The organism is Bacillus sp. Bvel1 (genome assembly GCF_014872755.1).
Taxonomy (GTDB): Bacteria; Bacillota; Bacilli; order Bacillales; family Bacillaceae; genus Bacillus; species Bacillus velezensis.
Genome location: NZ_JAAOBZ010000004.1, coordinates 154,211 through 180,572, shown reverse-complemented (window position 1 = coordinate 180,572; position 26,362 = coordinate 154,211). Strand labels below are relative to the sequence as shown.

Sequence of the window (26,362 nt, the reverse complement as noted above, 5' to 3'; positions counted from 1 at the left end):
GCCGGAATGCTTTTCTGACCCCCGGGCCCAGCATCGGGGGTCAGCCCTTTTTTATTGTGTCACCAATTTTTTATGATGAGTCGAATACATCGCCATCTGATCCGCCTGCGGGTCCAAATAGGCTTTGGCGCTGTTCACTGCGGTCGGGCCCTCCGTGAAACCGCCGGCAATCAGTCTGAGCTTGCTTTCATAATGGGCGGCGTCACCGGCGACAAACACGCCCGGAAGATTCGTGCGCATATGCCTGTCAGCTTTAATCCTGCCTTCTTCTATCTCAAGCCCCCAGTCCTTCATCGGACCGAGATCAATTTTAAACCCGTGGTTGATAATGAGCTCATCAAGCTTGATGACTTCAGAAAGTCCGGACTCAGTTTGGCAAACGGTGACGCTCTCGATCCGTTCCCCGGTGCCGTTGAGATGCTTCAGACGATACGGCGCAAGCACCCGCACGGAAGACCGCTTCATTTTCGCCACGCTGCTTTCCAAACCGCCAAACTCCTCACGGCGGTGCAAGACGGTAACAGACGCCGCAATCGGTTCCAGCTCATTCGCCCAGTCAACCGCGGTATCTCCCCCTCCGGAAATCACGACATGCTTATCTCGAAACGCATCAAGCTTCTCCACCTTATAATGAAGGTTCTTTCCTGAATAACGGCTCGCATCCGCGCTGTCAAGTTCATTGACCTCAAGCGTCCCCATGCCGACGGCCAAAATCACCGTGCGCGTATAGTGCTTTTCCCCTTCGGAACTTTCCAGCACAATGGTTCCGTCTTCCAGCCGTTCAAATCCGGCCACCCGCTGATTCAACACGATATCCGGCTCAAATGTCGCCGCCTGCTCCTTCAGCTGCTTAATCAGCTGTTCCCCGGCAATCCCGGGTATTCCGCCGATATCACGGATGATTTTTTCAGGAAAAAACATAGACACCTTTCCCCCGAGCCGCGGCAAAAACTCGATCACTTTCGTTTTCAGCTCCCGCATCCCGCAATAAAAAGCCGCAAACAGGCCGATCGGGCCTCCGCCTATAATCGTGACGTCGTACACCTCATGATTTTCCGCCATCGTTCTGCCTCCCGTTTATATCTATACTTCATACTTTTTTAATTGAGAATCAATATCAATGAAAGTATAACATATATTGAGGAGCAGTGTTTATTCATTTCTCATCTTGAGGGAAAGGAGTGATTCAGAAGTGAGGTTCTGAGATTGATAAGCGGGAAGGTATTAAAACTGAAACCAGTACGGCGACTGGTTTCTTTTTTATCTCTTTTTCATCAGCATGATATCGAGATACAGCTGGCACCTTGTCCTGAAGTCGTTTAAATTAATTGATGTCATGTCAAGAATCTGTTTGATGCGGTAGTTCAATGTGTTTTGATGAATAAAAAGCTGTTCTGCGGCTGGTTTTGTTTTGCAGTTATTGAGGAGATAGATTTCTAACGTTTTCAGCAGTTCGGTGCTGCTTTCTCTGTCTTTGGCTTTTAATAACGCTAAATCATCGTTTACATATTCCAGTGAGGCGTTTTTTTCTTCGATGCTTTCAAGATAGCGGTAAATCCCGAGCTTACTGTATTCGTACGGGATATTTTCCTGGTTTCCGGTAATTTCGGCAGCCTTTATGACTTCAAGGGCTTCTATATAACTTTTGCCGAGCTTCAGGATGCTGCTGTATTCATTGCCGATTCCGATATAGATGGGAGTGGGGATCTTCTGAAAGTGAAAATGAGTCAGCAGTTTGTGGATGAATTCAGATGCTGCCGAAGTGCCGGAGCTTTTTTGCGAGAAGCTTGCGACGACGATGACAATATTGGAATCAATGGTTAAGACGTGGCTGACTTTATCCCGCAAATTCAAGTACGATTTGATATTTTCCTTTACATCTTCGACTGCCTCCCCATCCCCATTCGCTGCGTGCAGGACGACTACCGAAAAAACCGACGGCAGCACGGCGTTCATCTTTTCCGCTTCCCGCCTGAACTCCTTTTCAGAGGAGAATTGCTGAAAGATCGCCCGTTTCACCAGGTCTTCCGCTCTCTCTTCTTTTTCCTGTTTCAGCCGGTTCGTTTTGTAGATGATTTTTCCGACATGGAATGAAGTTTCATATAAAAAATCAAGCTCCTCGTCCGTCAAGTTTCGGTCGAGCTCCTGAATCCAGATGTAGCCCATCACTTCCCCTTTATGTTTTGCGCTTACAACCACTCTCTGATTCAGTCCGATACTGTCTATTTTTTCGACACGGAACGGTTCAGGAACGGTTTTCAGCTTTTCGATCACCCCGTCCTTCAGAAACCTTTCAAAAATCTGCACGGGGCATTTTTTTGAGAATATCGTCTGCTGGTTGGCGGAGTCGAAGTGATTAATGTAATAAGAATTATAGGCAAGCAAAAAGAAATCCGCGCTTTCCAGAATAACGGGCTTCTGCAATTCATAACTGATGAAATCAATTAATTTATCAATGTCCGTAAATGAAAAAACTCTCTCTAAAAGCTCTTCCATACCTATTTCTCCTATGCTCTTTTTATCTTTATCATACTCTGAGGGGTGACTTTTTGTATAGAAAAAAATTCATATACTCCCAAAACGGAATGATCCGAAAGCCTGTATCGTGAAAAGAGGAAAAAGGGCGGTCCCTTCTTCCTCTCGTTCCTTGCTTTTATTGAGAAAGTGTATCACGGTAGTCATGAAACTGATCTGTGACATCTTTTGACGGAGCCTGTGTCAATAAGCTGACGACAAATACAGCGGCAAGGCTTACAGCAAAGCCCGGAATGATTTCGTACAAAAAGTCTGAAAGACCGGCATTCGCCCAAATGATTACGGTAATCGCTCCCGCAATCATGCCGGCGAGTGCCCCCCATTTCGTCATCCGTTTCCAAAATAAACTGAGCAGTACGACCGGCCCGAATGAAGCGCCGAATCCCGCCCATGCATAGCTGACAAGACCAAGTATCGTGTTGTTTTTCTCCCAGGCGAGCACCAAAGCGATGATTGACACCGCAAGCACTGCCATTCTCCCCAGAAATACGAGTTCCTTATCAGAAGCTGAACGCCTGAACATGGACTTATACAAATCCTCTACTAAAGAACTGGACGTAACGAGCAGCTGAGACGAAATCGTACTCATAATGGCCGCTAAAATCGCAGAAATGAGAAATCCCGTAATAATCGGGTGGAACAGAATGCTGCCGAGCTGAATAAAAATGGTTTCCGGATCAGCCAGCTTCAACCCGCGCTGGTGGTAATACGCGATTCCCGCAAGACCCGTAAACAGCGCGCCGAGTGCAGACAAAATCATCCATCCCATTCCGATCCGTCTGGCGCGTTTGATCTCTTTCACGGATGTGATCGCCATAAAACGCACAATAATATGCGGCTGCCCGAAATAGCCGAGCCCCCACGCAAATAAAGAAATAATGCCGAGGACGGTCGTCCCTTTGAACATATTAAACAGTTCCGGGTTGACGGAACGGATATCGGCAACGGTTTCCCCCGGGCCGCCCGTATGGAAAATCGTCACAATCGGCACAAGAATAAGCGCCGCAAACATAATGATCCCTTGAACAAAGTCCGTCCAGCTTACCGCCAAAAAGCCCCCGAACAAGGTGTAGGCGACAACGACGCCTGTCACGACCCACAGTCCCGTGTGGTAATTCAACCCTAAAATGCTGTTGAATAAGACACCTCCGGACACCATGCCGGATGATACGTAAAAAGTGAAAAAGACGAGAATGACGAGACCCGAAAACAGTCTGAGAAGCTTCGTATGATCACCGAAACGGTTTTCAAGGAAACCCGGAATGGTGATGGAATTCCCCGCTTTTTCGGTATACGTTCTCAGTCTCGGCGCGACGAAAAGCCAGTTCGCCCACGCCCCGAGCACAAGTCCGATTACAATCCAAGCGCCGCTTAATCCCGTTGAGAACATGGCGCCCGGAAGCCCCATCAAGAGCCATCCGCTCATATCCGCCGCTCCCGCGCTGAGCGCTGTGACGGCAGGGCCTAAAGAACGCCCCCCGAGCATGTAATCCGTCAGATTTGACGTCCGTCTGTAGGCGAAATAACCGATAAACAGCATGCCCGCCATATAAATACAAATGGAAATAATCAACTGAATGTTTGCTATGGCATTTCCTCCTCCGCTTTATATGTTTATGGTGAAATGGACACCCCCCGCGAGGAGGATGCCCATTCAGTCCCTCTTAAAACATTTCACTGATTGTTTTCGCCTGCATGTGGAGGGCCAAATAATCCGGGCCGCCCGCTTTTGAATCAGTGCCGGACATTTTGAAGCCTCCGAACGGATGGTAGCCGACAATCGCTCCCGTACAATTGCGGTTGAAGTACAGGTTGCCGACATGGAATTCCTGTTTCGCCCGTTCAATATGTTTGCGGTTATTTGTAATGACCGCGCCTGTCAAACCGTATTCAGTATTGTTGGCCACTTCCAGTGCTTCATCAAAGTTTGATACTTTAGAAAACGCCACGACCGGCCCGAAGATTTCTTCCTGCATGAGTCTGGCTTTCGGATCAAGGTCAGCGAAGATCGTCGGCTTGATAAAGTAGCCTTTTGAATCATCTCCGGTGCCGCCGCTTACTAAACGGCCTTCTTCTTTTCCGATTTCGATGTAGCTCATGATCTTGTCGTAAGAACCTTGGTCGATGACAGGTCCCATATACACGTCAGCGCTGTCAGGGCTTGCCGTCACTTTTGATTCAGTGATTTCGATGACGCGCTCTAATACTTGATCATACACTTTTTCATGGACAACTGCACGTGAACCTGCAGAACATTTTTGTCCAGCGAAGCCGAATGCTGATGTAAAGATGGATTGAGCCGCCAATTCAATGTCCGCGTCCTCATCGACAACAACCGTATCTTTACCGCCCATTTCAGCGATAACACGCTTTAAGTGCTGCTGGCCCGGCTGCACTTTCGCCGCGCGTTCGAAAATTCTCGTACCGACTTCACGTGATCCCGTAAACGTAATGATGCTTGTTTTCGGGTGATCGACGAGATAGTCTCCCACTTCCGCTCCGCTTCCCGGCACAAAGTTGACAACGCCCTTCGGAAGGCCTGATTCCTCAAGCACTTCTACGAACTTCGCCGCGATGACCGGTGTCGCGCTTGCCGGTTTAAGAACGACCGTGTTGCCCGTTACGATCGGTGCCACCGTCGTTCCCGCCATAATCGCAAAGAGGAAGTTCCATGGCGGAATGACGACCGTTACGCCGGTCGGTGTGTAGACATATTGGTTCTTCTCGCCTTCGCGGCTGTTGACCGGCTTGCCTTTTGCCAATTCAACCATCTGGCGCGCGTAGTATTCCATAAAGTCGATGGCTTCCGCCGTATCCGCATCAGCTTCGTTCCAAGGCTTTCCCGCTTCCTTGACGAGCAGGGCGGAGAATTCGTGCTTTCTGCGGCGGACTTTGGCAGCCGCGCGGAACAAAACGGCCGCTCTTTCTTCAGGGGATGTGTATCTCCACTCTTCGAACGCTTTCGCAGCCGCTTCAATCGCCTGCTCAGCGTGCTCCTGGGACGCCTTTGACACTTTTCCGACGACTTCTTCTTTGTCTGCAGGGTTAATGGATACGATTTTCGCTTCCGTCTCTACCTTTTCACCGTTGATGACGAGCGGATAATCTTTTCCCAGATACTCATTTACCGTCGCAAGCGCTTTCTTAAATTCTTCAACGTTCGATTGATCTTGGAAATTCGTGAATGGTTCGTGTTTATAAGGTGTAGTCATTGTCATCTCTCCCTTTTTTACTTCTTAGTCATTCCTTTAAAGGCGAATGCGATGTTTGAGGGGCGTTCGGCGAGCCGTCTCATGAAATAGCCGTACCAGTCATCCCCGTAAGGCAGGTAGACTCTCATGCGGTATCCTTCTTCCACCAGGCTGAGCTGGGTTTGCGAGCGCATGCCGTACAGCATCTGAAACTCAAAACGGTCGTTTGGAATGCCGTGCTCTTCGGCAAGCTGTTTTGTAAACTCGATCATTTTGTCATCATGCGTGGCGACTGCCGTATAATGTCCTTTTAAAAGCTGTTTGCGGATGAGTCTTTTATAATTTTCATCGACGTCGCTTTTTTCAGGATAGGCCACCTTTTCCGATTCTTTATAGGCTCCTTTGACAAGCCGCAGAAACGGATTCAGCGGGCTGAGGTCATCAAGATCCTTCTCCGTTCTGTACAGATAAGCCTGCACCACGGTGCTTACATATTCATACCGGCTCCGGAAGTCTTTAAAGATATCCAGCGTTTTCTGGCATCTCGTTTCATCTTCCATGTCAATCGTCACCATGACTTTATGTTTTTCAGCCGTCTGGAGGATTTTCGTCATATTTTCATAGACGAGATCGAGATCTATATCAAGACCTAAAGACGTCATTTTTAATGACACTTGGGAATTCAGCTGTTCATCAGCAATTAAGGCGATGGTCTGCATGCACTCCTCGGTGCGTTCTTTCGCGACGTCACCGCTGTTGACAAATTCCCCCAAATGATCGACAGTAACTGACAGCCCCTGGCTGTTCAAATGTCGGATTGTCGGGATAGAACTGCGGAAATCCATTCCTCCGATGATTTTGCCGGCTGCCACACGGCTTCCCCAGCTTCGCGCCATCTTATTGAGAAAGCTGCTCTTGGATAAAAATAAGAAAAAATCTCTTGTAATCACTTCCAACCTTAACACCCCGCAATCTAAGAAGTATTTGTATGAGTCTATTGTAAATGGACAAAACATCCTCTCACAATATTCTAAAAATACAAAGATTCTGATAAATTTTTGTGGTTTTACCACAATCAGCTTCTTAGATAGCAGGCGGATTATGCCGAAAAAAGGCGGACGGAAATGACGGCAATCGTCAATTTCCGCCTTTTTCCCCCCACGCCTCTTCGACGGTCTGAATCAATAGCTGATTCAGTTCCTCCGTTATGTCAGGTTTCGGTGTTTTGATCGTTTTGACATAGTGCCCGATGCGTTCTATTTCTTCTTCTATAAAACCGTGAATGATCGTATTTCTCGGTTCCGGAGCCAGCTCCTGACCGCTTTTTTTCCTTGTAAGCAGTGTATTGATTTCAGAAATGAGCGCTTCATCCGTCAATAAGGCATCGGCCAGTACGGGAAATGACATCGGCGGTACGGAGCCGAACGTTTCAATCCATCTGCAGGCAAGGAGAGGACGCAAAACATAAAAATACTTTTTAATCTTCACTTCACTGCCCTGCAATTCCGTTTTTTCATTCCGTTTTGCCATATTGAGATAATGATAAATGCCGGCTTCAGGCGAAAAGGCGCGGATTTTCAGTTTTCGAAGCTTTTCAGCCGCTGAGAAAGCTTCATAATAGATCATCTCAGAAGAGAGCCATTCCAAAAGAGGCGGATTTGATTTTTTAAAAAGCCGCAGCGCTTTTCTCAGTTCCCAGCCGCTGATGTCAAGCATGTCATGAATCGGCTCTTCTATGACATCCCTATGCGGTTCGATCGAAAAGTACCATTCTTTTTTCGGCACATAGAGAAACCGCACATCGTAGTCGCTGTCGCTTGACGGAAATCCCCATGCGCGGCTCCCTGATTCTACGGCGTAAAGCACCTTGACGCCGTGCTGTGCTTCAATTCGTTTTAATTCTTCGATGATCCTTTGTTTCATCTGTATCCGTCCTTTTCCGTGATCATTCCTGAAAAAAGCCCAAGTACTTGGGCTTTTCGCTGTCGTCAGCCTTTCAGATGCGCTTTCAGAAAGGCCAGCTTTTCCGTATGGAAAGAAGGTATGTATTCATGTCCGAAATACCGGTAAACCTTCAATTCTTTTTCCGTTTCCAGATGATTGTAAGCGGCAAACACCGTCGACGGCGGAGTCACGCGGTCAATCAGCCCGATAGACATGAGCACCGGAACTTTTACGCGGTCCGCCAGATTCATGATATCAAAATAGGCCAGTGTATTCATCGCGGCCTTCTCCGTCTCAGGGCTGCCGTTCTTTCTGAAAAAGGAGTTAATCTCAAGATACGGCTCATCAAGAGCGACATCAATGGCCCGCTCAAAATTGCTTAAATAAGGATAATCGGCCGCAACCGCTCTCGGAATGTCAGATAGTGCCGCCGCGGCGATTGAAAGTCCGCCTCCCTGGCTCCCCCCGATGACGGCGATTCTCGTCTCATCCACTTCATCAAAGCCGCTGATGACTTCCAAAGCCCGGACGGCGTCTAAGTACACGCCGCGGTAATAATATGTATCTTTATCTAAAATCCCTTTCGTCATCCAGCCGGGAACGTGTCCGTGCGGTGAAACGCTTGTATCTGTGCTGCTGTGCTGGCCGCGGACAAGCATGCCGAACGCGGCATATCCGTGAAGCGCCCAATTTACGATGTCATGTATATCCCCGTCATAGCTCGCGTTGTAGCCGTGATATTTCACGATGGCCGGATGCGGTCCTTGCCGGTCGGGAACGGCGTACCATCCCTCAATTTCCGCCTTGCCGAAGCTTCGGTATGTCAGCCGGAATACTTTCACGCCGTCAGCCGGGTAGCTTTCAGCCGTCAATTCAGGCTTTGCCTCTACCTTTGCAAGCTCATGTAATGATGATGCCCAAAAATCCGAAAAGTCATGAGGAGCGGTTTTATTTGGTTTATAGGTTTGCAGTTGGTCGAGCGGCAAGTCGTATAATTGCATATCCGATTATTCTCCTTTGTTTTATAAGATTTAATTTTCTGACTCTATCTTAACACGATTTTACACTCATTTTCTAAACATTTTAATAAACGTTTGTTTAAAAGAAAACAAAAAAGCCGTACGCTCACAGCGTCACGGCTCTTTTTACATCGGCTGATACAGATCCCAGCCGATTTTTAACGTTTCTACGATATAATCGGCGATTTCTTCTGGTTCCAGATTATCCGTCGCCACTTTTGAATTATGTTTATCATAGATGCTTTGGCGCTCGTTAAAGAGCTGCTGCATTTCATCCATGGAACGGTTATGCAGAACGGGACGGCTTTCAATCAGCAGGTCAGCCCGCTGCTTCCAATTCTCCCATGATAAATCAAGATGGAGCACGAGACAGTTTTCAAGGCAGCACTGTCTGATTTCCTCTTGTTTAAACGAACCGCCCCCAAGTGACACGATCTTGAATTTCGTATTGCGGCAGATATCTAATATATAATCCTTTTCGGTCTGACGGAAAAAGGCTTCACCTTTTTTCTCAAACATTTCAGGGATGGACATATTGAAATCTTTCTCAATCTGCAAATCAATATCAATGAAGTCTCTGTATAATTTCTTAGCGACCAGCTGGCCGATTGTTGTCTTTCCGACACCCATGAATCCGATCAGTACGATGTTTCTTTCTCTTACGGGAATGGCACGTTTTGCGTTCATCTTCGGCGAAATCCTCCTAAGAAATGAAAAAGTTATGTTTATTATATGATAACCCAATATTGAAATATAGAGATAATGCAATGAAAGAAAACCCATCCTTTATAAGAAGAGATGAGTTTTTCTTTCTATCGGAGCGTAATGCGTTCCACCTTTCCGACAATGAAAATATAAGAAAATGCCCCGATAAATGCGACAGCGCCGACAAACAGAATCGCTCCGTTATATGAACCGGTCGCAGAGACGATAAACCCGATGATAAGCGGCGTGATAATACCGGCCATATTGGCGAAAAAGTTAAACACGCCCCCTGCCAATCCGATTGTCTCGCTTGGCGCCACTTCACTCAGCATCGTCCAGGAAATATTGGACATGCCCTGCGCAAAAGAAGCAATGGATAAGATCGCCAAAACCGCCGGGGAAGAGTCCGTAACATTCGCGAGCACGATGGAGCCCGTCAGCAGAAGACCGAGGATAACGGGCGTCTTTCGGGCAACATTCACTGATACGCCCCGCTTCATCATGCCGTCAGACCAAAATCCGCCGAACAATACGCCGAAAAAGGCGGCGATATACGGGATTGATGCGGCGAAGCCGACTTTTAAGAAAGCCATGTGCTTTGCCTCCGCCAGATAAGTCGGAAACCATGTCAAAAAGAAGAACAGCGTGGAGGCTACGGCGAATTGGCCGATATACAAGCCGACAAGCTTGCGGTATTTAAGAAGCTGGACGAAATCCCGCCACGTGATCCTGCCGGCTGATTCAGACACCTCTGTCAGTCCGCCGCCTTCTCTAATATAATCAAGCTCTTCCCGGTTCACTTTCCGGTACCGATTCGGCTCGTGATACATTTTGAACCAGAAAACGGAGAAAACAAGCCCGAGCACGCCTGAAGAAATAAAGACGGCGCGCCAGTCAAATGCCGTTAACACCCAGAATAAAACCGGTGTGGCGAACGCCAGTCCCACATATTCCCCCGCCGTATAAACACCCGTGGCAAAGGCGCGTTCCCGCCTTGGAAACCATGTCGTGACAATCCGGTTGTTTGCCGGAAACGCAGGCGATTCAGCCAGCCCGATAATCAGGCGGCAGCCGAATAAAAATCCGAAACTGGCTGCAAAAGCCTGCACTCCGGTGAAAACAGACCAGATCATTAAAGAAACGCCGTACGTCCGTTTTGACCCGAATTTGTCCAAAATGAGCCCGCCGGGAATCTGCATACCCGTATAGGTCCAGCTGAATGCGGAAAAGACGACGCCCAAAAGCGCGGGGCTTATGTTCAGCGATGTCTGAATGGACGGGGCGGCGATGGATACACTGGCACGGTCTATATAATTAATCGCAGTGATAAAAAACAAAAGAAACAGTATCACATAACGAGCGCGAGTCGGTTTATTGCGGACGGGACTGAAGTCCGTCAGCTCCGTTTCATTTTTCAATGGCTTCTCCCCCCTTACTCGAATGAAATTAATTGTACAACACTTCGGTCAATTATTTAATACTTTGACGCAAAAAAGCGCTAAACAATTTGTGCGCCGCACTGACACTCCGCTTATAAAAGTGTCTGCCCTTTCCACCTGTTTATCCGTATCTCACCCGGGGAAAAGTACACATATGATAGACAGTTACGGGAGGATTACCGATGAAACTGAGTTTTTGCACGACAGGATTTAAAAAAAAGCATATTTTCGACATCATTTCTTTCGCGAAGGAGCACTCCTTTGACGGAATCGAACTGTGGTACGGACACGCTAAACAATATATAGAGGAAATCGGCCCGCTCGACAGGCTTGATCAGCAGCTTCAGGAGGAAGGCCTCGGGGTGCCTGCCGTCAGTTTGTACACTGACTTCGCCGCTCAGGATGAAAGGCAGGCGTTAAAGGATGTTCAAGGGGCATTAAGCGCGGCACGACAGCTGCACAGCCCCTTGATCAGAGTCTTTGCTGGCAATCTTCCTTCGCATCGGACGTCACCGGAAAAGTGGCAACGTGCGGTTGATCAATTTCAGCAGGCGGCACGGCTCGCAGATGACTATGAAGTCGATATCGGGCTTGAGATTCATTACGATACGTACGCGGATACACCGGAGGCGGCACTGGCATTTTTGGAGGATGTCGGACATCCGCGGGTCCGCACCATTTTTGACGGCTCCAACCTACACGTCAATCACGTTGACCAAATGTCCGCTTTAGAAAAGCTGTATCATACCGTCAGCCATATTCATCTGAAAAACTATCACTGGAATTTTGACAACTGGTATCTCAGCAAGCCAACTCCGATTTTCCAAGGAGATCTCGATCAAAAAGCATTTTTAAAAGAGCTGATGAACAGACAATATGACGGTTTTGTTTCTCTTGAGTATTTTGGAGAACATGCCTTTACGCATATAAAGGAATCGCTCCGGGAATATACGTCTGTTTTTTCCCGCTGACTCTTCGATCGAAGGGTCTTTTTTTTGTATCATATAGAAAAAGGGGGATATCATGATGATCATTTGGATAAATGGGGCTTTCGGTTCCGGAAAAACACAAACAGCGTTTGAACTGCACAGAAGACTGAAACCGTCTTACGTATATGATCCTGAAAAGATGGGGTTTGCGATGCGTTCGATGATACCGCCGGATATCGCTGAAGATGACTTTCAAAGCTACCCTCTGTGGCGGGAATTCAATTACAGCATGCTTTCCTATTTGTCAGATACATATCAGGGCATCATCATTGTGCCCATGACCATTACGAACGATCAATACTTCCATGACATTATCAGCAGGCTGAGACAGGATGGCCGGACCATTCACCACTTTACCCTGCTGGCTTCAAAGGAAACATTGCTGAAACGCCTGCGCACCAGAGCGGAAGGAAAAAACTCCTGGGCCGCAAAACAAATCGACCGCTGTATCAACAGCCTGTCTGATAGCCTCTTCGCAGAACATCTCCATACAGACCAAATGTCTATTCAGCAGGCCGCAGAAACGATCGCTGCCCAAGCAAATCTGCCTCTTGAGCCTGATTCGAGAGGCAGCCTTCGAAGATTTACCGACAAATTAATGGTGAAGCTGAATCATATCCGTATCAAATAAAAAAGCGTTTTGAAAACATGTCCCTGACCCATGCAAATGGATCAATAAATAAAAAGTCCCTCCGAAGGTTTGTTTTTTCAAATTAAGAAAAAAATTTTAGAAACATAGAAGGAATTATATGGATAATTGTCTAATTATTAACACTGTAATACATTTCATTTGAAAAGGGAGTGTTCGAAATGAAATTCAAAAAAGTGTTAACCGGTTCTGCGCTGTCTCTTGCCTTACTGATGTCTGCCGCTCCTGCCTTTGCCGCATCACCAACAGCATCCGCATCCGTGGAAAATAGCCCAATCTCAACGAAAGCAGATGCCGGCATTAATGCCATCAAACTCGTTCAAAGCCCTAACGGCAACTTCGCTGCTTCTTTCGTTTTAGATGGAACAAAGTGGATTTTCAAAAGCAAATACTATGACAGCAGCAAAGGGTATTGGGTAGGGATTTATGAAAGTGTAGATAAATAAAAATGAGATAAACAAAAAACCTCCCTTTCAAAAGGGAGGTTTTTTCATTCTATTTCCACCAATCATCAAACATTGATGCCGGCACCTGGCGCTTGTGCTCCGTACTGAGGTAGCGTTTTTCCAGCGCCTCAATCACTTCGGAAGAAACATCCTTGCCTTCTAAATAATCATCAATGTCATTGTATGTGATGCCGAGTTCGGTCTCATCCGTCTGCTGCGGTTTTTCATCAAGCAGATCGGCCGTCGGTAATTTCAAATACAGGCGTTCCGGCGCGCCGAGTTCTTCTAATAAACGTCTGCCCTGGCGTTTCGTTAATCCGGTCAGCGGCAGCAGATCAGCTCCGCCGTCACCGTATTTCGTGAAGAAACCGGTCACCGCCTCGGCCGCATGGTCGGTTCCGATGACAAGCAGCCCCTCTTGTCCGCCGATGGCATATTGAGCGATCATTCTCATTCTGGCTTTTACATTTCCTTTGTTAAAGTCAGACAGCTGATCGCCCGTGTCTTTTTTATACTGATCAGCGAACGCGCTGACAGCGGACTTAATATCAAATGTCCATGATTTATCAGGTTTAATGAATTTGAGCGCCAATTGGGCGTCATCCTCATCTTGCTGTGTGCCGTGCGGAAGGCGGACGGCGATAAATTCAGCGTTTCCGCCTTCTTCTCTGATGCTTTCAGCCGCCAACTGGGCGAGGCGTCCCGCAAGCGTGGAATCCTGCCCCCCGCTGATGCCGAGCACAAAGCCTTTGGCACCTGTTTTTTTCAAATATTGTTTCAGAAAGTTCACTCTGTCCTCAATTTCTTGTTTCGGATCAATTGAGGGCTTTACATGGAGATCATTCATAATTTGTTTCTGGATGCTCATCCCAATCACTCCTCCTGCATTGTTTCTTTATGATCCATTTCCCGTTCATGCTGAAAATGAATCATGCCACTATGTACGACTCTCTGTTAAATATAGCACAGGTGCAGATTTTAAGTGAATCAAATACACCGGGATCAGCTGATTTCCACCCGCAGCGCCGTGATGCTGTCTCCGTTGCATTTTCCTTTTTCGATCGGACAGGATGAAAACGCGACGACGAGATCCATTTCCGCACGGAGCCGTACATAATCACCCGCGTCAGAAAGAGGGGTTTCGACTGATAAGTTCCCCTTCTCATCGAGCACCGTGTTCATAAAGATGGCAAATGGGTAATGCATATGCGGCCGCGGCACCCCGAACGGTTCAAGCGCCCCGCTCATATTGTCATAGCACGTATCCTGGAGCTCGTCTTTATGCTTTCCGTATAAAAGCCTGTTCATATCCGGACGGCAGGCGGGAAGCAGCAAGTCGTGCTTGCCGACTGTATCCTCAATCAGCGTCAGCATCGGCTTGTATAAATTCGAATAAATATGATCACCCGTTTTTACATGAATGGACTGATTGGCATCGATCGTCGCGCCCTGATCAAGATGTTCATAAAAGTCCTTGGCATGATACGCCGTAAAATCAGCCACCTGCTGTCCTTCCACATCGACAACTTTTATAATCTGCCCTTTGTGAACCTTCAGGCCTAGCCCTTTTTTCGGCGGTACGATAAATTGCTGTGTCATCAGACTGCTCCTTTTTTTCTTCTATTATGAACCCCGGCCGTTTGTTTCATGTAAAGCAATTTATTGGATGTATATTCCCCTTCTGACGGCCGCAATCTAAGCTTTGATAAAGGGGTTGAACTTCATGAGTAAATCACAGGACCAGCCTAAAGGGAATCTCGCTTGGTGGCAGCTCTCCTTAATCGGCGTCGGCTGCACAATCGGGACGGGCTTTTTTCTCGGGTCCAGCATCGCTATTGTCAAAAGCGGATATTCCGCGCTGATCTCATTTCTTATTGCCGGGCTTGGCACCTATTTTGTCTTTGAGCAGCTCGCGAAGCTCTCGGCCAAACAGCCCGAAAAGGGGTCTTTTTGCGCGTATGCGAGAAAGGCTTTCGGCACTTGGGCCGGTTTCAGCAACGGATGGGTGTACTGGTCGTCCGAGATGCTGATCACGGGAAGCCAGCTGACAGCGATCTCGCTTTTTACGAAGCATTGGTTTCCGAATGTGCCGCTGTGGATTTTCGCCTCCATCTATGCGGTGCTCGGTCTTTTGATTATATTTACGGGGCTGTCCGTTTTTCAAAAAACGGAAAATGTGCTCGCTGTTGTCAAGACGGCGGCGATTGTTATGTTTATCGTGATCGCCATATTGGCGCTGTGCGGTATATTTTCTCATAAACCGGATGTGCAGGTGCCGAACGAATCAAAGGATTTGTTCCCGCACGGAGCGATGGGGCTATGGACGGGACTGATTTATGCGTTTTACGCCTTCGGAGGAATTGAAGTCTTGGGGCTGATGACCGTGCATTTGAAAAAGCCGGAGGAAGCCTCAAAATCAGGCCGGCTGATGCTTGCCGTTCTTGCGGTGATTTACGTCATTTCTCTCGGCCTGGCGCTGCTGTTAGTGCCGCTGGGCAAATTCACCGAACAGGACAGCCCGTTTATTACATCGCTGAAGGGTTTTCATTTAGATATCATTCTTGATATTTTTAACGGGATTTTTATTATTGCGGGATTTTCCACGCTCGTCGCCTCGCTGTTTGCCGTGACGACATTGCTTTGTACGATGGCAGATGACGGAGATGCGCCGAAATGCTTCAGATTAAAGGAAAACAAAAAAATCTGCTGGCCCGCGCTCGGATTGACGTTTGCCGGACTCATCGTCTCCATCATCCTGTCATTGGTGCTGCCGAAAAACATATATGAACACATGACAACCGCGGCGGGCCTCATGCTTCTTTATACGTGGCTGTTCATTTTGTTCTCGGGCAAGAAACTGCTTGAAACGACAAAGATGGGAACCGTACAGATTGTTATCGCCCTTGTGCTGATTGTCGCGGCCGTCTCCGGGACGCTGTTTGAGAAATCGAGCCGGCCCGGTTTTCTGGTCAGCCTTTGTTTTCTCGCCGTCATTGCGATCGTGACATGGATCGTACAAAAAAAGCAGGGACACAGCCCTGCCGGATCATAGCTTATTTCGTCGGTTTAAACAGTCTCTTCAAATAAGAAAAGGGACACTTTGACACTTGCGTCTCATCATCACGGAGGAAATATTGCTTCCATTCTAAATTGTCTTTTCCTCCGTACCACCCCAATCGGGGATGAAGAGGGGCTTCGTCATATGCCTCTAAACGTTTTCTGATCAGCCGGCTCATGTTTCGTCCGAACGCGGTTGAATCATTTAATCCTTCAAAAACCCATCTCGGCTGAAACGCGAGCATAAAAAACGGGAAGCTTCTGCTTTGTCTCGCTTCATGCGCAGGCGTCGCGCACAGAATAAAATACGGTTCGCCGTCAAAGCAGAACTCCCATTTATAATGTTCAGGGTCTTCCGGCATGTCTTCCGGCCAGTCTTTCGGGTCGCAGCCGCTCAGCCGGTTTAAAAAAGACCAGAACAGCTCTTCATACGCCTCAACGGAATAATGCTCAGCTAAATCCTCAGGCGTATCAAAAATCACAAGCAGCGACGCGTATCTTCCGGTATTCCTTGAGATCTTTCCGTACTCAGACAGCAGCATCCCCACTTCCTCCGGGGTTCCCTCTTCGCGGGGATCACCCGCAAAGGATATCCGGAGCTGATCTGTCAAAAATCCCTGACGTCCGGGAATGCACGGAAACGTATCCGCTTTATCGCCTACTTTTTCTGATAGAAGCTCAAAAGCGATTCTCTGCCAATTTGGCAGATCCAATAACTTTTCCTCAAGGCAACTTTTTGTGTACAGCCCGCTTGCCATCGGCCCACCTCCAGTATCGTCATGATACGTTATGACGGAGACAGGCGATGGGTGACAGTCCTTCTATTTATGAGATGAGCATTTGAATCCCCTGCCATCCGAAATAAAACCCGAAAACGATCAAAGACACACCCGCCGCTCCCGTCAGCCAGCGGAGCGCTTTTTCATGAAGGAGATTTCTGAAAGTGCTCGCGGCGACCGCCATGCAGAAATCCCAGATCAAAATGCCGAGAAGAATGCCGGAGCTGTAAATCAAAAGCTGATTTGCATCGAAGGATTCAGCGGTTTTGGCGAGAATGCTCCCGTATATGCCGAGCCAGAATAAAATGCTCAGCGGATTGGAAAGAGAAATAAAAAACCCCGCGCCGAAAGTTTTGTAAAAAGCCGGTTTTCCTTTTCCGCTTCTGACATTCATGGCTTCCCTTATATTTTTTAACGTTTCGACTCCCGTGTAGGTCAGCACGAAAAAACCGAAGAGCCACAAAAACGTTTTTACAAAAGGAGCGGTCAAAAATTGAGACAGCCCGAAATAGATCAGAATCATATACAGCCCGTCTGCGGCCATGGCGCCGAGACCGAAAATCCATGCATGCCAAAAGCCGTTTTTGATGCCTTTGTCAATTTGCGCCGCATTGACCGGTCCGACAGGTGCTGACAATGACAGCCCGAGAACGATGTAGCTTAAAAAGATGTTCATTGGCTTCCCCCTCATTCATGCAACTTGTACAAGTTATTCATGAATGGGCCGTGCTATGATACATTATTTTAATTTCTCAAGCTCGTCTTCCATCATGTCCGTCGCTTTTCCTAAAAAATCGAATATCAGCCGCAGTTCTTCTTCTTTATATTGCCGGCAAAGGCTGATCGTGGACTGGGATAAGGAGCTGAATAATTGCTTCACATTCGCTTTTCCGGCTGTCAGCGGCACGATGATCACCCGCCGTTTGTCTTCGGGGTCTTTTTTCCTCATGACATATCCCGCTTTTTCGAGCCGGTCAATGAGCGCCGTTACCGAACCTGTGCTGAGGCCGGTTTTTTTCCCGAGCTCGCCTGCGGTCATCGGGCCTGCTTCATTTAAGATATCAGCTGATTTCAAATCGGTCGGAAACAGACCGAGAGATTGAGCGGCCGCCTGATGAAACAGGATCGTCCTTGTGGCCATCTTCCGGAATAACTGTATGGCGGTTTCCTCCGTCTCGCTTCTGGTATTTCTTGTTGACAACTGACAGGCCTCCCTATAAAATCAATTTATCTTGACGATCAAGATAATTTTCGGCAAATCTAATATGATCATAGCAAATTTAATGATCAAAAGTAAGTATGGGAGGAAAAAGCATGGAACAAACAGCCGCGAAGGACGCCTCGACGAAGTTTGTCGTCATCGGTCTTTTGCTGGGCATTTTAATGTCGGCTATGGATAATACAATCGTTGCCACTGCGATGGGAAATATCGTGGCGGACCTCGGAAGTTTCGATAAGTTCGCGTGGGTGACGGCATCATACATGGTAGCCGTTATGGCCGGTATGCCGATTTACGGAAAACTGTCCGATATGTACGGACGCAAGCGTTTCTTTTTATTCGGTCTTATTCTTTTCTTAATCGGATCTGCATTATGCGGAATCGCTCAAACAATGGATCAGCTCATTATTTACCGCGTCATTCAGGGAATCGGCGGAGGCGCGCTGATGCCGATCGCCTTCACGATCATTTTTGATTTATTTCCGCCGGAAAAACGCGGAAAAATGTCGGGCATGTTCGGTGCCGTTTTCGGCCTTTCCAGCGTTCTCGGGCCGCTTTTAGGCGCGCTCATTACCGACTCCATCAGCTGGCACTGGGTGTTTTATATCAACGTGCCGATCGGTATTTTATCATTGTTTTTCATTCTTCGTTATTATAAAGAATCCCTTGAACACAAGAAGCAGAAAATCGACTGGGCCGGCGCGATTACGCTGGTGGTTTCCATTGTCGGTCTGATGTTCGCTCTTGAGCTCGGCGGAAAAACGTATGATTGGAACTCCGTGCAGATCATCGGTCTGTTCGCTGTGTTCGCCGTGTTCTTTATCGCCTTTTTTATCGTGGAAAGAAAAGCGGAAGAACCGATTATCTCATTTTGGATGTTTAAAAACCGTTTATTTGCCACGGCACAGATTCTGGCGTTCCTTTACGGAGCCACATTTGTGATTTTAGCGGTGTTTATCCCGATCTTCGTTCAGGCCGTGTACGGAAGCACCGCGACAAGCGCGGGCTTTATTTTGACACCGATGATGATCGGTTCTGTTATCGGAAGTATGATCGGCGGAATTTTCCAGACGAAAGTGCGGTTCCGCAATTTAATGCTGATTTCCGTGGTCGCTTTCTTTATCGGAATGCTGCTGCTTTCCAATATGACACCGGATACGGCGCGTACGATGCTGACGGTATTCATGCTGATCTCAGGATTCGGCGTCGGCTTCAACTTCTCACTGCTGCCGGCTGCGTCCATGAACGATCTGGAGCCGCGTTACCGCGGAAGCGCCAACTCAACAAACTCGTTTTTGAGATCATTCGGTATGACGCTCGGTGTGACGATTTTCGGGACCATCCAGACGAATGTGTTTACCAACAAGCTCACAGATTCATTCAGCGGCATGAAAGGAGCGGGCGGCGCGATGCAGAACATCGGAAATCCGCAGGAGATTTTCCAGGCCGGCACGCGCGCCCATATTCCGCCGCACATTCTGGATCGCATTATTGACGCCATGTCGCAAAGCATCACATATGTATTCACGCTTGCGCTGGCGCCGATCGTCATTGCGGCCGTTACCATTTTGTTTATGGGAAAAGCGAGAGTAAAAACCTCTCAGGAAATGGCGAAAAAAGCGAATTAAAAAAAGCAGTACATGGCGTTTGTCATGTACTGCTTTTTTGTTTACTCCGCGAAATGCGGAGCGAGAATGTCTTTCAGCACGTTTGCGCTATGGTTGAATTGACGCTGTTCTGTTTCATTCAGCTCAAGTTCCGTCACACCGGCGATGCCGTTCCGATTGACGACAGCCGGAATGCCGATAAAGACGTCGTTTACACCGTATTGCCCGTCCAGATATGTGCTGACGGTTAAAATACTGTTTTCATTACGCAAAATCGCTTTTGTGATGCGGGCGAGGCTCATCGCCACTCCGTAATATGTCGCGCCTTTTTTCTCAATAATATGATAGGCGGCGTTTTTCACATCGTCCACGATCTGATCCAGCTCGTCCTGTTTGTAAGCTGCATTTTTCTCCAGCAACTGCTGCACCGGCACTCCGCCGATATTGGCGTGACTCCATACAGGAAGCTCGGTATCGCCGTGCTCGCCGATAATGTGGGCGTGTACGTTTTGCGGAGCGGCTCCGAAATATTCACTCAGCATATAACGGAATCGCGCAGAATCCAGTGTCGTGCCGCTGCCGATGACGCGTTCTTTCGGCAGACCGCTGAATGTCCATGTCGCATAAGTGAGAATGTCGACCGGGTTTGTGGCAACGAGGAAGATGCCGTCAAATCCGCTTGCCATTACTTCACCGACAATGCTTTTAAAAATGGCGAGATTTTTTTCGACCAGCTCAAGTCTCGTTTCGCCCGGTTTTTGATTGGCTCCGGCACAGATGCATACGATATCGGCATCCTTGCAATCTTCATATGTTCCGTAAGACGTTTTCACCGGATGAGGTGCAAATGCCTTTCCGTGATTTAAATCCATGACATCGCCCATGGCTTTTTCTCTATTTACATCAATGATCACAAGCTCATCTGTGATCCCTTGGTTAATTAACGCAAATGCATAACTGCTTCCAACAAAACCTGCTCCGATTAATGCTACTTTGTTCACTCGTTCGTTCATCATGTATGCTCATCCTCCAGTGTTTCGTGGTGTCTGTTTTTAACTTGTGAATAATTTCACATTTATATTGTGCAACACTTCACAAACTTTTGCAAGAGAAAAGTTTGATTTTTGGACAAAAAATATCGATGATGGTTTCCAGATTGTTGACAACATCCTAAAACGGAACCGTTTTAGGATGTTGTATCTTTTCAGCGTGATTGAAGACGTGCTGTCCTTTTCCCAGAAGCGAGGGTTTGCCGGCACGCTGATGTGATGATAGCCCTATCCATTAATGCGGAAGATAACCGTTTAAACCGGAGTTGTTATACAAACCATTCTGCACATAATCAAATCCGGGCTGGTTCTGCCCGGGCACTTGGGCGCTGCCATTGTTAAAAATCACTTTGGCATTGGCCGTATCCGCATTCGCAGGCAGCGTCAGCGTGTAAATTCCATTTGCATTCTTAGTCATTGCTTTCCCCGGCCACGATCCGGTTAATTCTATGGCCCCGCCTCCATCATGTTTGTAAATATAAGCATTTACCTGGCCCCAATGATCCGGATTTTGATAGCCAATGATGTTGGTTTGGGCCGGGTCTTTTTTGACAAACGTGTATTCTTGGGTTCTCGCTGCACCCTCGCCGTTCGTTCCGGTTAACTTGATGTTGTATGTCGTGCCGATTGGATCTCCTTTCCCGATCGTTAATCGGTCTCCATCCTTAAATGCTGTCTGCTGCCCATTATTGATTTGGTAAACGGCTTTTGTTGTTTTCGCATTTGCACGCAGGGTGACCGTCAGCTGATCATTGAAAGAATGGACTGCCCCCGTTTGGTAATTCTCAAGAAAGACCTGAGGCGCATTTCCAATATCATCAGAATAAAGAACAGCCGCGGATCTGGCATTGATCGTACCTGTCAGTTTGCCGTTCGCTACTTGAAATGAACCGGCGCCGGCCCTATTATCATACCTGCCGTCAGGCAATTTCGTTGAAGTATTGACGGTGACAGAAGACGATCCCGCATTAGCCAGCACAACGCCTTTTGAGCCGCGCTGATTCATCAATATTTGATTGTTCCCATTCGGATTCGAGAGTTCCTCAGGCTGCCCGGCCATTACATTGTGAAATTGATTGACCGCAGTGATCGTCTGATCTTTAAATAAGGCGCTCCCGCGATCTCCTATTTGACTTTTTCCAGGAAATCTTACACCATTTCCTCCGCCCTCAGGTCTGGAAAAGAAAAGAGGCGTGCTTCCTGAGCGGGAACCAATCACTGCCCAGCCTAAACGAATATCGTCATCACTCATCCATGTGGACTCTTCCTCATCATTGGCATACGTATCATGTGATTCCACCCATGTGACCAACTTGTCCGCAGACACGTCAGATGCATAATGGGAGATATTCGACACACTCAGATTACGGTTCTTTAAAGCGGATCTGATGGAATGCCCATAGTTAGAAGCCGTCACATTCATATAATTCGCATAAGCAGTATCTCTGGACGCGCTGTCTTGCAGGATTTCTCCGTATTGGAACTCCGCCGATGTATTTGTGATATTCGGCCAAAATCGGCTGCCGTAATTCCCATCATCCGGAAGCTCTATATGCTTGGCGGCATCATAGCGGAACCCGTCCGCTCCGTCATTCAATGCTCTTTCCAAGAAACGTTTCAGATAGGTTTGCACCTCAGTATTCTGTGTATTCCAATCATACAGCCCAAGCAATGAATTTTGAGTGACGTCCCACCTGTCCGACCAATTTTTAATTTGTGTGTTTCCATGGGTCCAGTTTGGAATACGCTTAATCTCGTCAGAAATCGCGGCGTAATCGCTGGTGGTATGATTGATAACCGCATCAACAATGACTTTTACGCCATATTTTTCCGCGGCTGCACACATGTCCTTAAATTCTTGTTCAGTGCCTAAGTAACGGTTGCCGATTTGGTACGATGTCGGCTGATACAGCCAGTACCAGTTCCTCATGCTTTTATCTCCTTGGTTCCCTTCCTTTACTTGGTTAATCGGAGACGTCTGAATGGCTGCATAGCCCGCATCACGAATCTCTTTCATATTTTGTGTTAACGTATTGAACGACCAATTCCAGGCATGAAGGATGGTCCCGTTTTTGACCGATGACGCGGCCACCTCATTCGATTTGTTTGCAGTTTCAGCGTTTGCAGCCGCCGGGCCTGACAAAACCAAATGAAACAGCAATAAAAATCCGGCGAATAACGGCAGTAAAGAGGTTTTGAATCGTTTTTCAAACATTTTTGACACTCCTTATTTCATTTTTGAAGACTGACTGCGGAGTCAAAAATTCCTCTTACTCTTTCTTCAGCTCCTTTCAACTGTTGTGAAGACTGGAGAATTCTGTTAACGCTTACATTTCAACTTATCATACTCTCTCTATCAAAGCAACGCGGCAGAGTGAATTCAAATCTATATTCCTATCAATTAAAAAGACTTCCCGCTTTCAAACAAAAAAAGAAACCACCTGTCAAGATGATTTCTTTTTTATTTCTTTTATCGCTCTTCTGTAAGACAGCTTCACAATGACATACCGAAGCAGAAACAGAATGCCTCCGCAGACGATAAAAAGAAAGATCATTTTCAGCCAAGCAAAGAATGTATGGGGAAACCCCCTGTCGTACATCGTAAGCGCCGCCACCGCAAAAGTGACTGCTATTGAATCTATCCGCTGCTGCTTCACCCGCTTTTTCAGTTCTTCTTTGGTGTCTATTCTCGGCATGAGCATTCCCGACGCTCCCGCCCTGATGCAATAATAAACAATTATAATGAAGAAAACCGCCAAGCTTCCGGCCCATTCCCTAAACGGACAGTTCAGAACAAGTCCGCGTACGATGATGTCAAGCAAAGACAGTGTGCCCACAAGCATTCCGACTTCTGACCAAATCATTCGTTCTTTCTCTTTCACACTCTCACTCTTTCCATTCACGTTTGAAAGTCTGTTCCGACGCTGATTCATGACTTCCTCCCGTACTATTAAGAATGGCTTACAACTCCCATTATATCTTGCCGATTCATAATGATAAACCGAAATATCATTGACAAAAATGTTAATAAGGGCCCCAATTGATCAGGACGCCTATGCAGATAAACACAAGGCCGATGACAAACCAAATCAGCGCCAGCGGAATCATGAAGCGAAGCCACTTTACGTACGGAATGCCGCTGGCAGCCAGTACGGCCATCAGAACGCCGGAAGTCGGATTGACACAGTTTACGACGCCTTCCCCAAGCATGACCGCTTCAACCGCGACCTGTCTCGTGATGCCCATCAGATCGGCAAGCGGCGCCAAAATCGGAATAAATACGACCGCCTCCCCTGAGCCCGATGATATCAGAAAATGAAGCAGGGCGCTGGAAATATACATTCCGATTGCGCCTGCCATCGGGCTGAAACCGTGCAGCAGTGACGCAAGTCCATTGACTACCGTATCAAGCAGCTTTCCGTGTTCCAGAATAACGGAAATGCTTCTCGCCATTCCGACGATCAGCGCGCCGTAAACGAGCCCCTGACAGCCTGTAATAAACGTTTTTGCGATATCATTTGCCGCCATTCCCGCAATCAGGCCTGACACGATTGAGATAAAAATGAACACGGCGGCCATCTCTGAATCAGACCAGTCAAGAGTAAGCGCGCCGTATAAAAAGCCGGCAAGCGACAAAGCCGCGACAGCCAGAATCAATTTATGGCGGACGGTAAACGGGACTGGCTTGTCCTCCGGATCTGAAGCCTGCGGGATTGAACCTGCTGCCGGAAACCAATCGTTCCCCAGCAGACTGGCGTCCTTTGCTTTTCTGAGCCTTCTCGTATACCGATAAATATATAAAATAGATGATAGCAGAAAACAAATGTAGACGGCAATCCGCAGGCCGATGCCGGAAAACAGCGGCAGCTCCGCGATGCTTTGTGATAACCCGAGCGGTGAAGGTGATAAAATCGTCGCGTTAAACCCGGCATAACAGCCGATATAAATGACGGCCGCTCCGGCCACGGCATCCCATTTCAGCGAACGGGCGACGATCAGGCCGATCGGAATAAAACCGATCACGGAATTAACGACGATGCCGGTTGTGCCGAGGATCGAAAATAGAGATCCGACAATTGCAATAAACAGCAGCTGTTTGGTGCGGAACGTACTGATGACATTACTGATCAATCCATTGATGGCGCCCGTTTTCTCCAAAATCGCAATGGTGCCGCCCGTAAACAGGATTAAAAAAATAATCGGCGCGGAACTTGTCATCCCTTCCTGAATCGCGGTAAAAAAAGCGATCGGGCTGACAGGAGACTGGTCTAAAGAATGATAACTTCCCGGGACGGCGGACGTCACACTGCCCTTTGTCACCCTGTCAAATTCCCCCGCAGGAACGATGTATGATGCTATCGCGCATAGTAAAGCGACAATGAACAGCAGCACATAAGCATCAGGCATCACAAACAATTTCTTCTTTTTCAATACAGGTTCGGCCTTCGGCACAGCCATAACATCACCATCCCGCTTTAAATTTATAAACTATTCAGAAAATACAGATATGTGCTATATTATATACAGACCGATTGCCTGTTTTCAATATCAAAAAATAAAAAACAGACAGCTTTTGAAGGAGGACTTACGGCATGAACAGACTCACAGAGCATGAAAAGCAAGTCATTATGGACATTTTTGACCACCTGCACGCCAATCCCGAAGTAAGCTGGAAAGAATATCAAACAACTGAATATCTGACTGAAAAACTGAAAGAGGCCGGCTGCCGAATCCGTACGTTTGATGATTGCACCGGTGTTGTCGGCGAAATCGGAGAAGGCTCGCCCGTTGTGGCTGTCCGGGCGGATATTGACGCGCTGTGGCAGGAAGTGGACGGTGTCTTTCAGGCGAACCATTCATGCGGACATGATTCACATATGACGATGGCGCTCGGCACGATGATGCTTTTAAAGAGTCAGCCGAAGCTTCCGAAGGGCACCATCCGCTTTATTTTTCAGCCGGCTGAAGAAAAAGGCGGCGGAGCGCTGAAAATGATTGAAAAAGGCGTACTGGATGATGTTGACTTCTTATACGGCGTGCACGTGCGCCCCGTACAGGAAACGGCAAACGGCCGATGCGCACCGTCCATTCTGCATGGCTCAAGCCGGCATATAGAAGGCCTGATTATCGGAGAAGAAGCCCACGGCGCGAGACCGCATCTCGGGCTTAACAGTATCGAAATCGCCGCTCTTCTCGTCCAAAAACTCAGCTTCATTCATCTTGATCCCGGCATCCCGCATTCCGTGAAGATGACAAAGCTTCAGGCAGGCGGAGAAAGTTCCAATATCATTCCGGGAAAAGCATCGTTCAGCCTTGATCTCCGCGCACAAACCAATGCCGCCATGGAGAAATTAACCGCCGAAACCGAAAGAGCCTGTGAGGCGGCGGCTGCCGCATTCGGCGCAAAAATCGAACTGCAAAAAGAACACAGCCTCCCGGCAGCCGAGCGAAACAAGGAGGCGGAAGCCATCATGGCATCTGCGATCAGCAGCATTCTCGGAGAAGAACATGTGGATGAACCTCTTGTGACAACCGGAGGAGAGGATTTTCACTTTTACGGGTTAAAGGTTCCGAACTTGAAAACGACGATGCTCGGCCTAGGGTGCGGCCTGGAGCCTGGACTTCACCATCCCCAAATGACATTTGACCGAAGCGCCATCTTTACTGGCGCTGAGATATTAACGGACGCCGTCCTCAAATCGTTTGAAGCATAAAAAAAAGCAGCCCGTTACAG

Annotated in this window: 24 protein-coding genes; 6 read left to right on the top strand and 18 right to left on the bottom strand. The window is 47.7% G+C overall.

Going from position 1 to position 26,362, the window contains the following annotated elements; translation table 11 throughout:
• Window positions 1-51 precede the first annotated feature (51 nt).
• The 9 genes from HAP68_RS01545 to HAP68_RS01505 form a co-directional block, all read right to left on the bottom strand.
• Window positions 52-1,062 (bottom strand): NAD(P)/FAD-dependent oxidoreductase, encoded by a 1,011-nt coding sequence (locus HAP68_RS01545; RefSeq protein ID WP_014304310.1) that lies wholly within the window; start codon window positions 1,060-1,062, stop codon window positions 52-54.
• A 198-nt stretch (window positions 1,063-1,260) separates the two neighbouring features.
• A complete protein-coding gene (gene putR / locus HAP68_RS01540) occupies window positions 1,261-2,496 on the bottom strand; it encodes a proline utilization transcriptional regulator PutR (RefSeq protein ID WP_003156600.1) in 1,236 nt (411 codons plus the stop codon).
• A 157-nt stretch (window positions 2,497-2,653) separates the two neighbouring features.
• Window positions 2,654-4,108 (bottom strand): sodium/proline symporter PutP, encoded by a 1,455-nt coding sequence (gene putP / locus HAP68_RS01535; protein WP_024084869.1) that lies wholly within the window; start codon window positions 4,106-4,108, stop codon window positions 2,654-2,656.
• 91 nt (window positions 4,109-4,199) lie between these two features.
• A complete protein-coding gene (gene pruA / locus HAP68_RS01530; protein WP_003156602.1) occupies window positions 4,200-5,747 on the bottom strand; it encodes an L-glutamate gamma-semialdehyde dehydrogenase in 1,548 nt (515 codons plus the stop codon).
• 17 nt (window positions 5,748-5,764) lie between these two features.
• Entirely contained in the window at window positions 5,765-6,676 is a 912-nt protein-coding gene (locus HAP68_RS01525; protein WP_088037528.1) for a proline dehydrogenase family protein, read from the bottom strand.
• Between the two features lie 187 nt (window positions 6,677-6,863).
• Complete coding sequence (locus HAP68_RS01520) at window positions 6,864-7,649, bottom strand: nucleotidyltransferase domain-containing protein (protein WP_003156605.1); 786 nt, start codon at window positions 7,647-7,649, stop codon at window positions 6,864-6,866.
• 65 nt (window positions 7,650-7,714) lie between these two features.
• On the bottom strand, window positions 7,715-8,671 hold the full coding sequence (gene cah / locus HAP68_RS01515) for a cephalosporin C deacetylase (RefSeq protein WP_003156607.1): 957 nt from the start codon (window positions 8,669-8,671) through the stop codon (window positions 7,715-7,717).
• A 144-nt stretch (window positions 8,672-8,815) separates the two neighbouring features.
• Window positions 8,816-9,376 (bottom strand): shikimate kinase, encoded by a 561-nt coding sequence (locus HAP68_RS01510; protein WP_003156609.1) that lies wholly within the window; start codon window positions 9,374-9,376, stop codon window positions 8,816-8,818.
• A gap of 125 nt (window positions 9,377-9,501) precedes the next feature.
• Window positions 9,502-10,812 carry an MFS transporter gene (locus tag HAP68_RS01505; protein WP_003156611.1) on the bottom strand — a complete coding sequence of 437 codons (1,311 nt, stop codon included), beginning with the start codon at window positions 10,810-10,812 and terminating at the stop codon, window positions 9,502-9,504.
• A 203-nt stretch (window positions 10,813-11,015) separates the two neighbouring features.
• Between HAP68_RS01505 and HAP68_RS01500 the strand changes: the two genes are divergently transcribed.
• The 3 genes from HAP68_RS01500 (at window position 11,016) to HAP68_RS01490 (ending at window position 12,917) form a co-directional block, all read left to right on the top strand.
• Entirely contained in the window at window positions 11,016-11,804 is a 789-nt protein-coding gene (locus HAP68_RS01500; RefSeq protein WP_003156612.1) for a sugar phosphate isomerase/epimerase family protein, read from the top strand.
• A gap of 55 nt (window positions 11,805-11,859) precedes the next feature.
• Window positions 11,860-12,453 (top strand): tunicamycin resistance ATP-binding TmrB, encoded by a 594-nt coding sequence (gene tmrB / locus HAP68_RS01495; protein WP_024084868.1) that lies wholly within the window; start codon window positions 11,860-11,862, stop codon window positions 12,451-12,453.
• Window positions 12,454-12,632: 179 nt separating this feature from the next.
• The gene (locus HAP68_RS01490) at window positions 12,633-12,917 is read left to right on the top strand and encodes an antimicrobial peptide LCI (protein ID WP_003156618.1); all 285 of its coding nucleotides are present in this window, start codon (window positions 12,633-12,635) and stop codon (window positions 12,915-12,917) included.
• A gap of 49 nt (window positions 12,918-12,966) precedes the next feature.
• Here HAP68_RS01490 and nadE read toward each other — a convergent pair whose 3' ends face one another.
• Both nadE and HAP68_RS01480 read right to left on the bottom strand, forming a co-directional pair.
• Window positions 12,967-13,785 carry an ammonia-dependent NAD(+) synthetase gene (gene nadE / locus HAP68_RS01485; RefSeq protein WP_007409061.1) on the bottom strand — a complete coding sequence of 273 codons (819 nt, stop codon included), beginning with the start codon at window positions 13,783-13,785 and terminating at the stop codon, window positions 12,967-12,969.
• A 134-nt stretch (window positions 13,786-13,919) separates the two neighbouring features.
• On the bottom strand, window positions 13,920-14,516 hold the full coding sequence (locus HAP68_RS01480) for a DUF1989 domain-containing protein (protein ID WP_011996295.1): 597 nt from the start codon (window positions 14,514-14,516) through the stop codon (window positions 13,920-13,922).
• Between the two features lie 124 nt (window positions 14,517-14,640).
• Here HAP68_RS01480 and HAP68_RS01475 point away from each other — a divergent pair, with 124 nt between their 5' ends.
• The gene (locus HAP68_RS01475) at window positions 14,641-15,969 is read left to right on the top strand and encodes an amino acid permease (RefSeq protein ID WP_003156623.1); all 1,329 of its coding nucleotides are present in this window, start codon (window positions 14,641-14,643) and stop codon (window positions 15,967-15,969) included.
• Window position 15,970: 1 nt separating this feature from the next.
• On the opposite strand, the gene HAP68_RS01470 is transcribed toward HAP68_RS01475, so the two are convergent.
• The 3 genes from HAP68_RS01470 to HAP68_RS01460 form a co-directional block, all read right to left on the bottom strand.
• On the bottom strand, window positions 15,971-16,732 hold the full coding sequence (locus tag HAP68_RS01470) for a YqcI/YcgG family protein (RefSeq protein WP_014304302.1): 762 nt from the start codon (window positions 16,730-16,732) through the stop codon (window positions 15,971-15,973).
• A gap of 67 nt (window positions 16,733-16,799) precedes the next feature.
• Window positions 16,800-17,429, bottom strand: coding sequence for a LysE family translocator (locus HAP68_RS01465; protein WP_007409057.1), 630 nt, complete (start codon window positions 17,427-17,429; stop codon window positions 16,800-16,802).
• A gap of 63 nt (window positions 17,430-17,492) precedes the next feature.
• Complete coding sequence (locus HAP68_RS01460; RefSeq protein ID WP_003156626.1) at window positions 17,493-17,954, bottom strand: MarR family transcriptional regulator; 462 nt, start codon at window positions 17,952-17,954, stop codon at window positions 17,493-17,495.
• A gap of 113 nt (window positions 17,955-18,067) precedes the next feature.
• Between HAP68_RS01460 and HAP68_RS01455 the strand changes: the two genes are divergently transcribed.
• Entirely contained in the window at window positions 18,068-19,600 is a 1,533-nt protein-coding gene (locus HAP68_RS01455) for an MDR family MFS transporter (RefSeq protein WP_003156627.1), read from the top strand.
• Between the two features lie 41 nt (window positions 19,601-19,641).
• Here the strand turns inward: HAP68_RS01455 and HAP68_RS01450 are convergent, their stop codons facing one another.
• The 4 genes from HAP68_RS01450 to HAP68_RS01435 form a co-directional block, all read right to left on the bottom strand.
• Window positions 19,642-20,595: an L-lactate dehydrogenase gene (locus HAP68_RS01450; protein ID WP_024084867.1), complete on the bottom strand. Its 954-nt coding sequence runs from the start codon at window positions 20,593-20,595 to the stop codon at window positions 19,642-19,644.
• A 268-nt stretch (window positions 20,596-20,863) separates the two neighbouring features.
• A complete protein-coding gene (gene amyE / locus HAP68_RS01445; RefSeq protein ID WP_024084866.1) occupies window positions 20,864-22,843 on the bottom strand; it encodes an alpha-amylase in 1,980 nt (659 codons plus the stop codon).
• 229 nt (window positions 22,844-23,072) lie between these two features.
• Window positions 23,073-23,561: a DUF6773 family protein gene (locus tag HAP68_RS01440; RefSeq protein ID WP_003156631.1), complete on the bottom strand. Its 489-nt coding sequence runs from the start codon at window positions 23,559-23,561 to the stop codon at window positions 23,073-23,075.
• 91 nt (window positions 23,562-23,652) lie between these two features.
• Window positions 23,653-25,086, bottom strand: coding sequence for a YfcC family protein (locus HAP68_RS01435; protein ID WP_024084865.1), 1,434 nt, complete (start codon window positions 25,084-25,086; stop codon window positions 23,653-23,655).
• 134 nt (window positions 25,087-25,220) lie between these two features.
• Between HAP68_RS01435 and HAP68_RS01430 the strand changes: the two genes are divergently transcribed.
• Window positions 25,221-26,342 (top strand): M20 peptidase aminoacylase family protein, encoded by a 1,122-nt coding sequence (locus tag HAP68_RS01430; protein ID WP_024084864.1) that lies wholly within the window; start codon window positions 25,221-25,223, stop codon window positions 26,340-26,342.
• Window positions 26,343-26,362 lie beyond the last annotated feature (20 nt).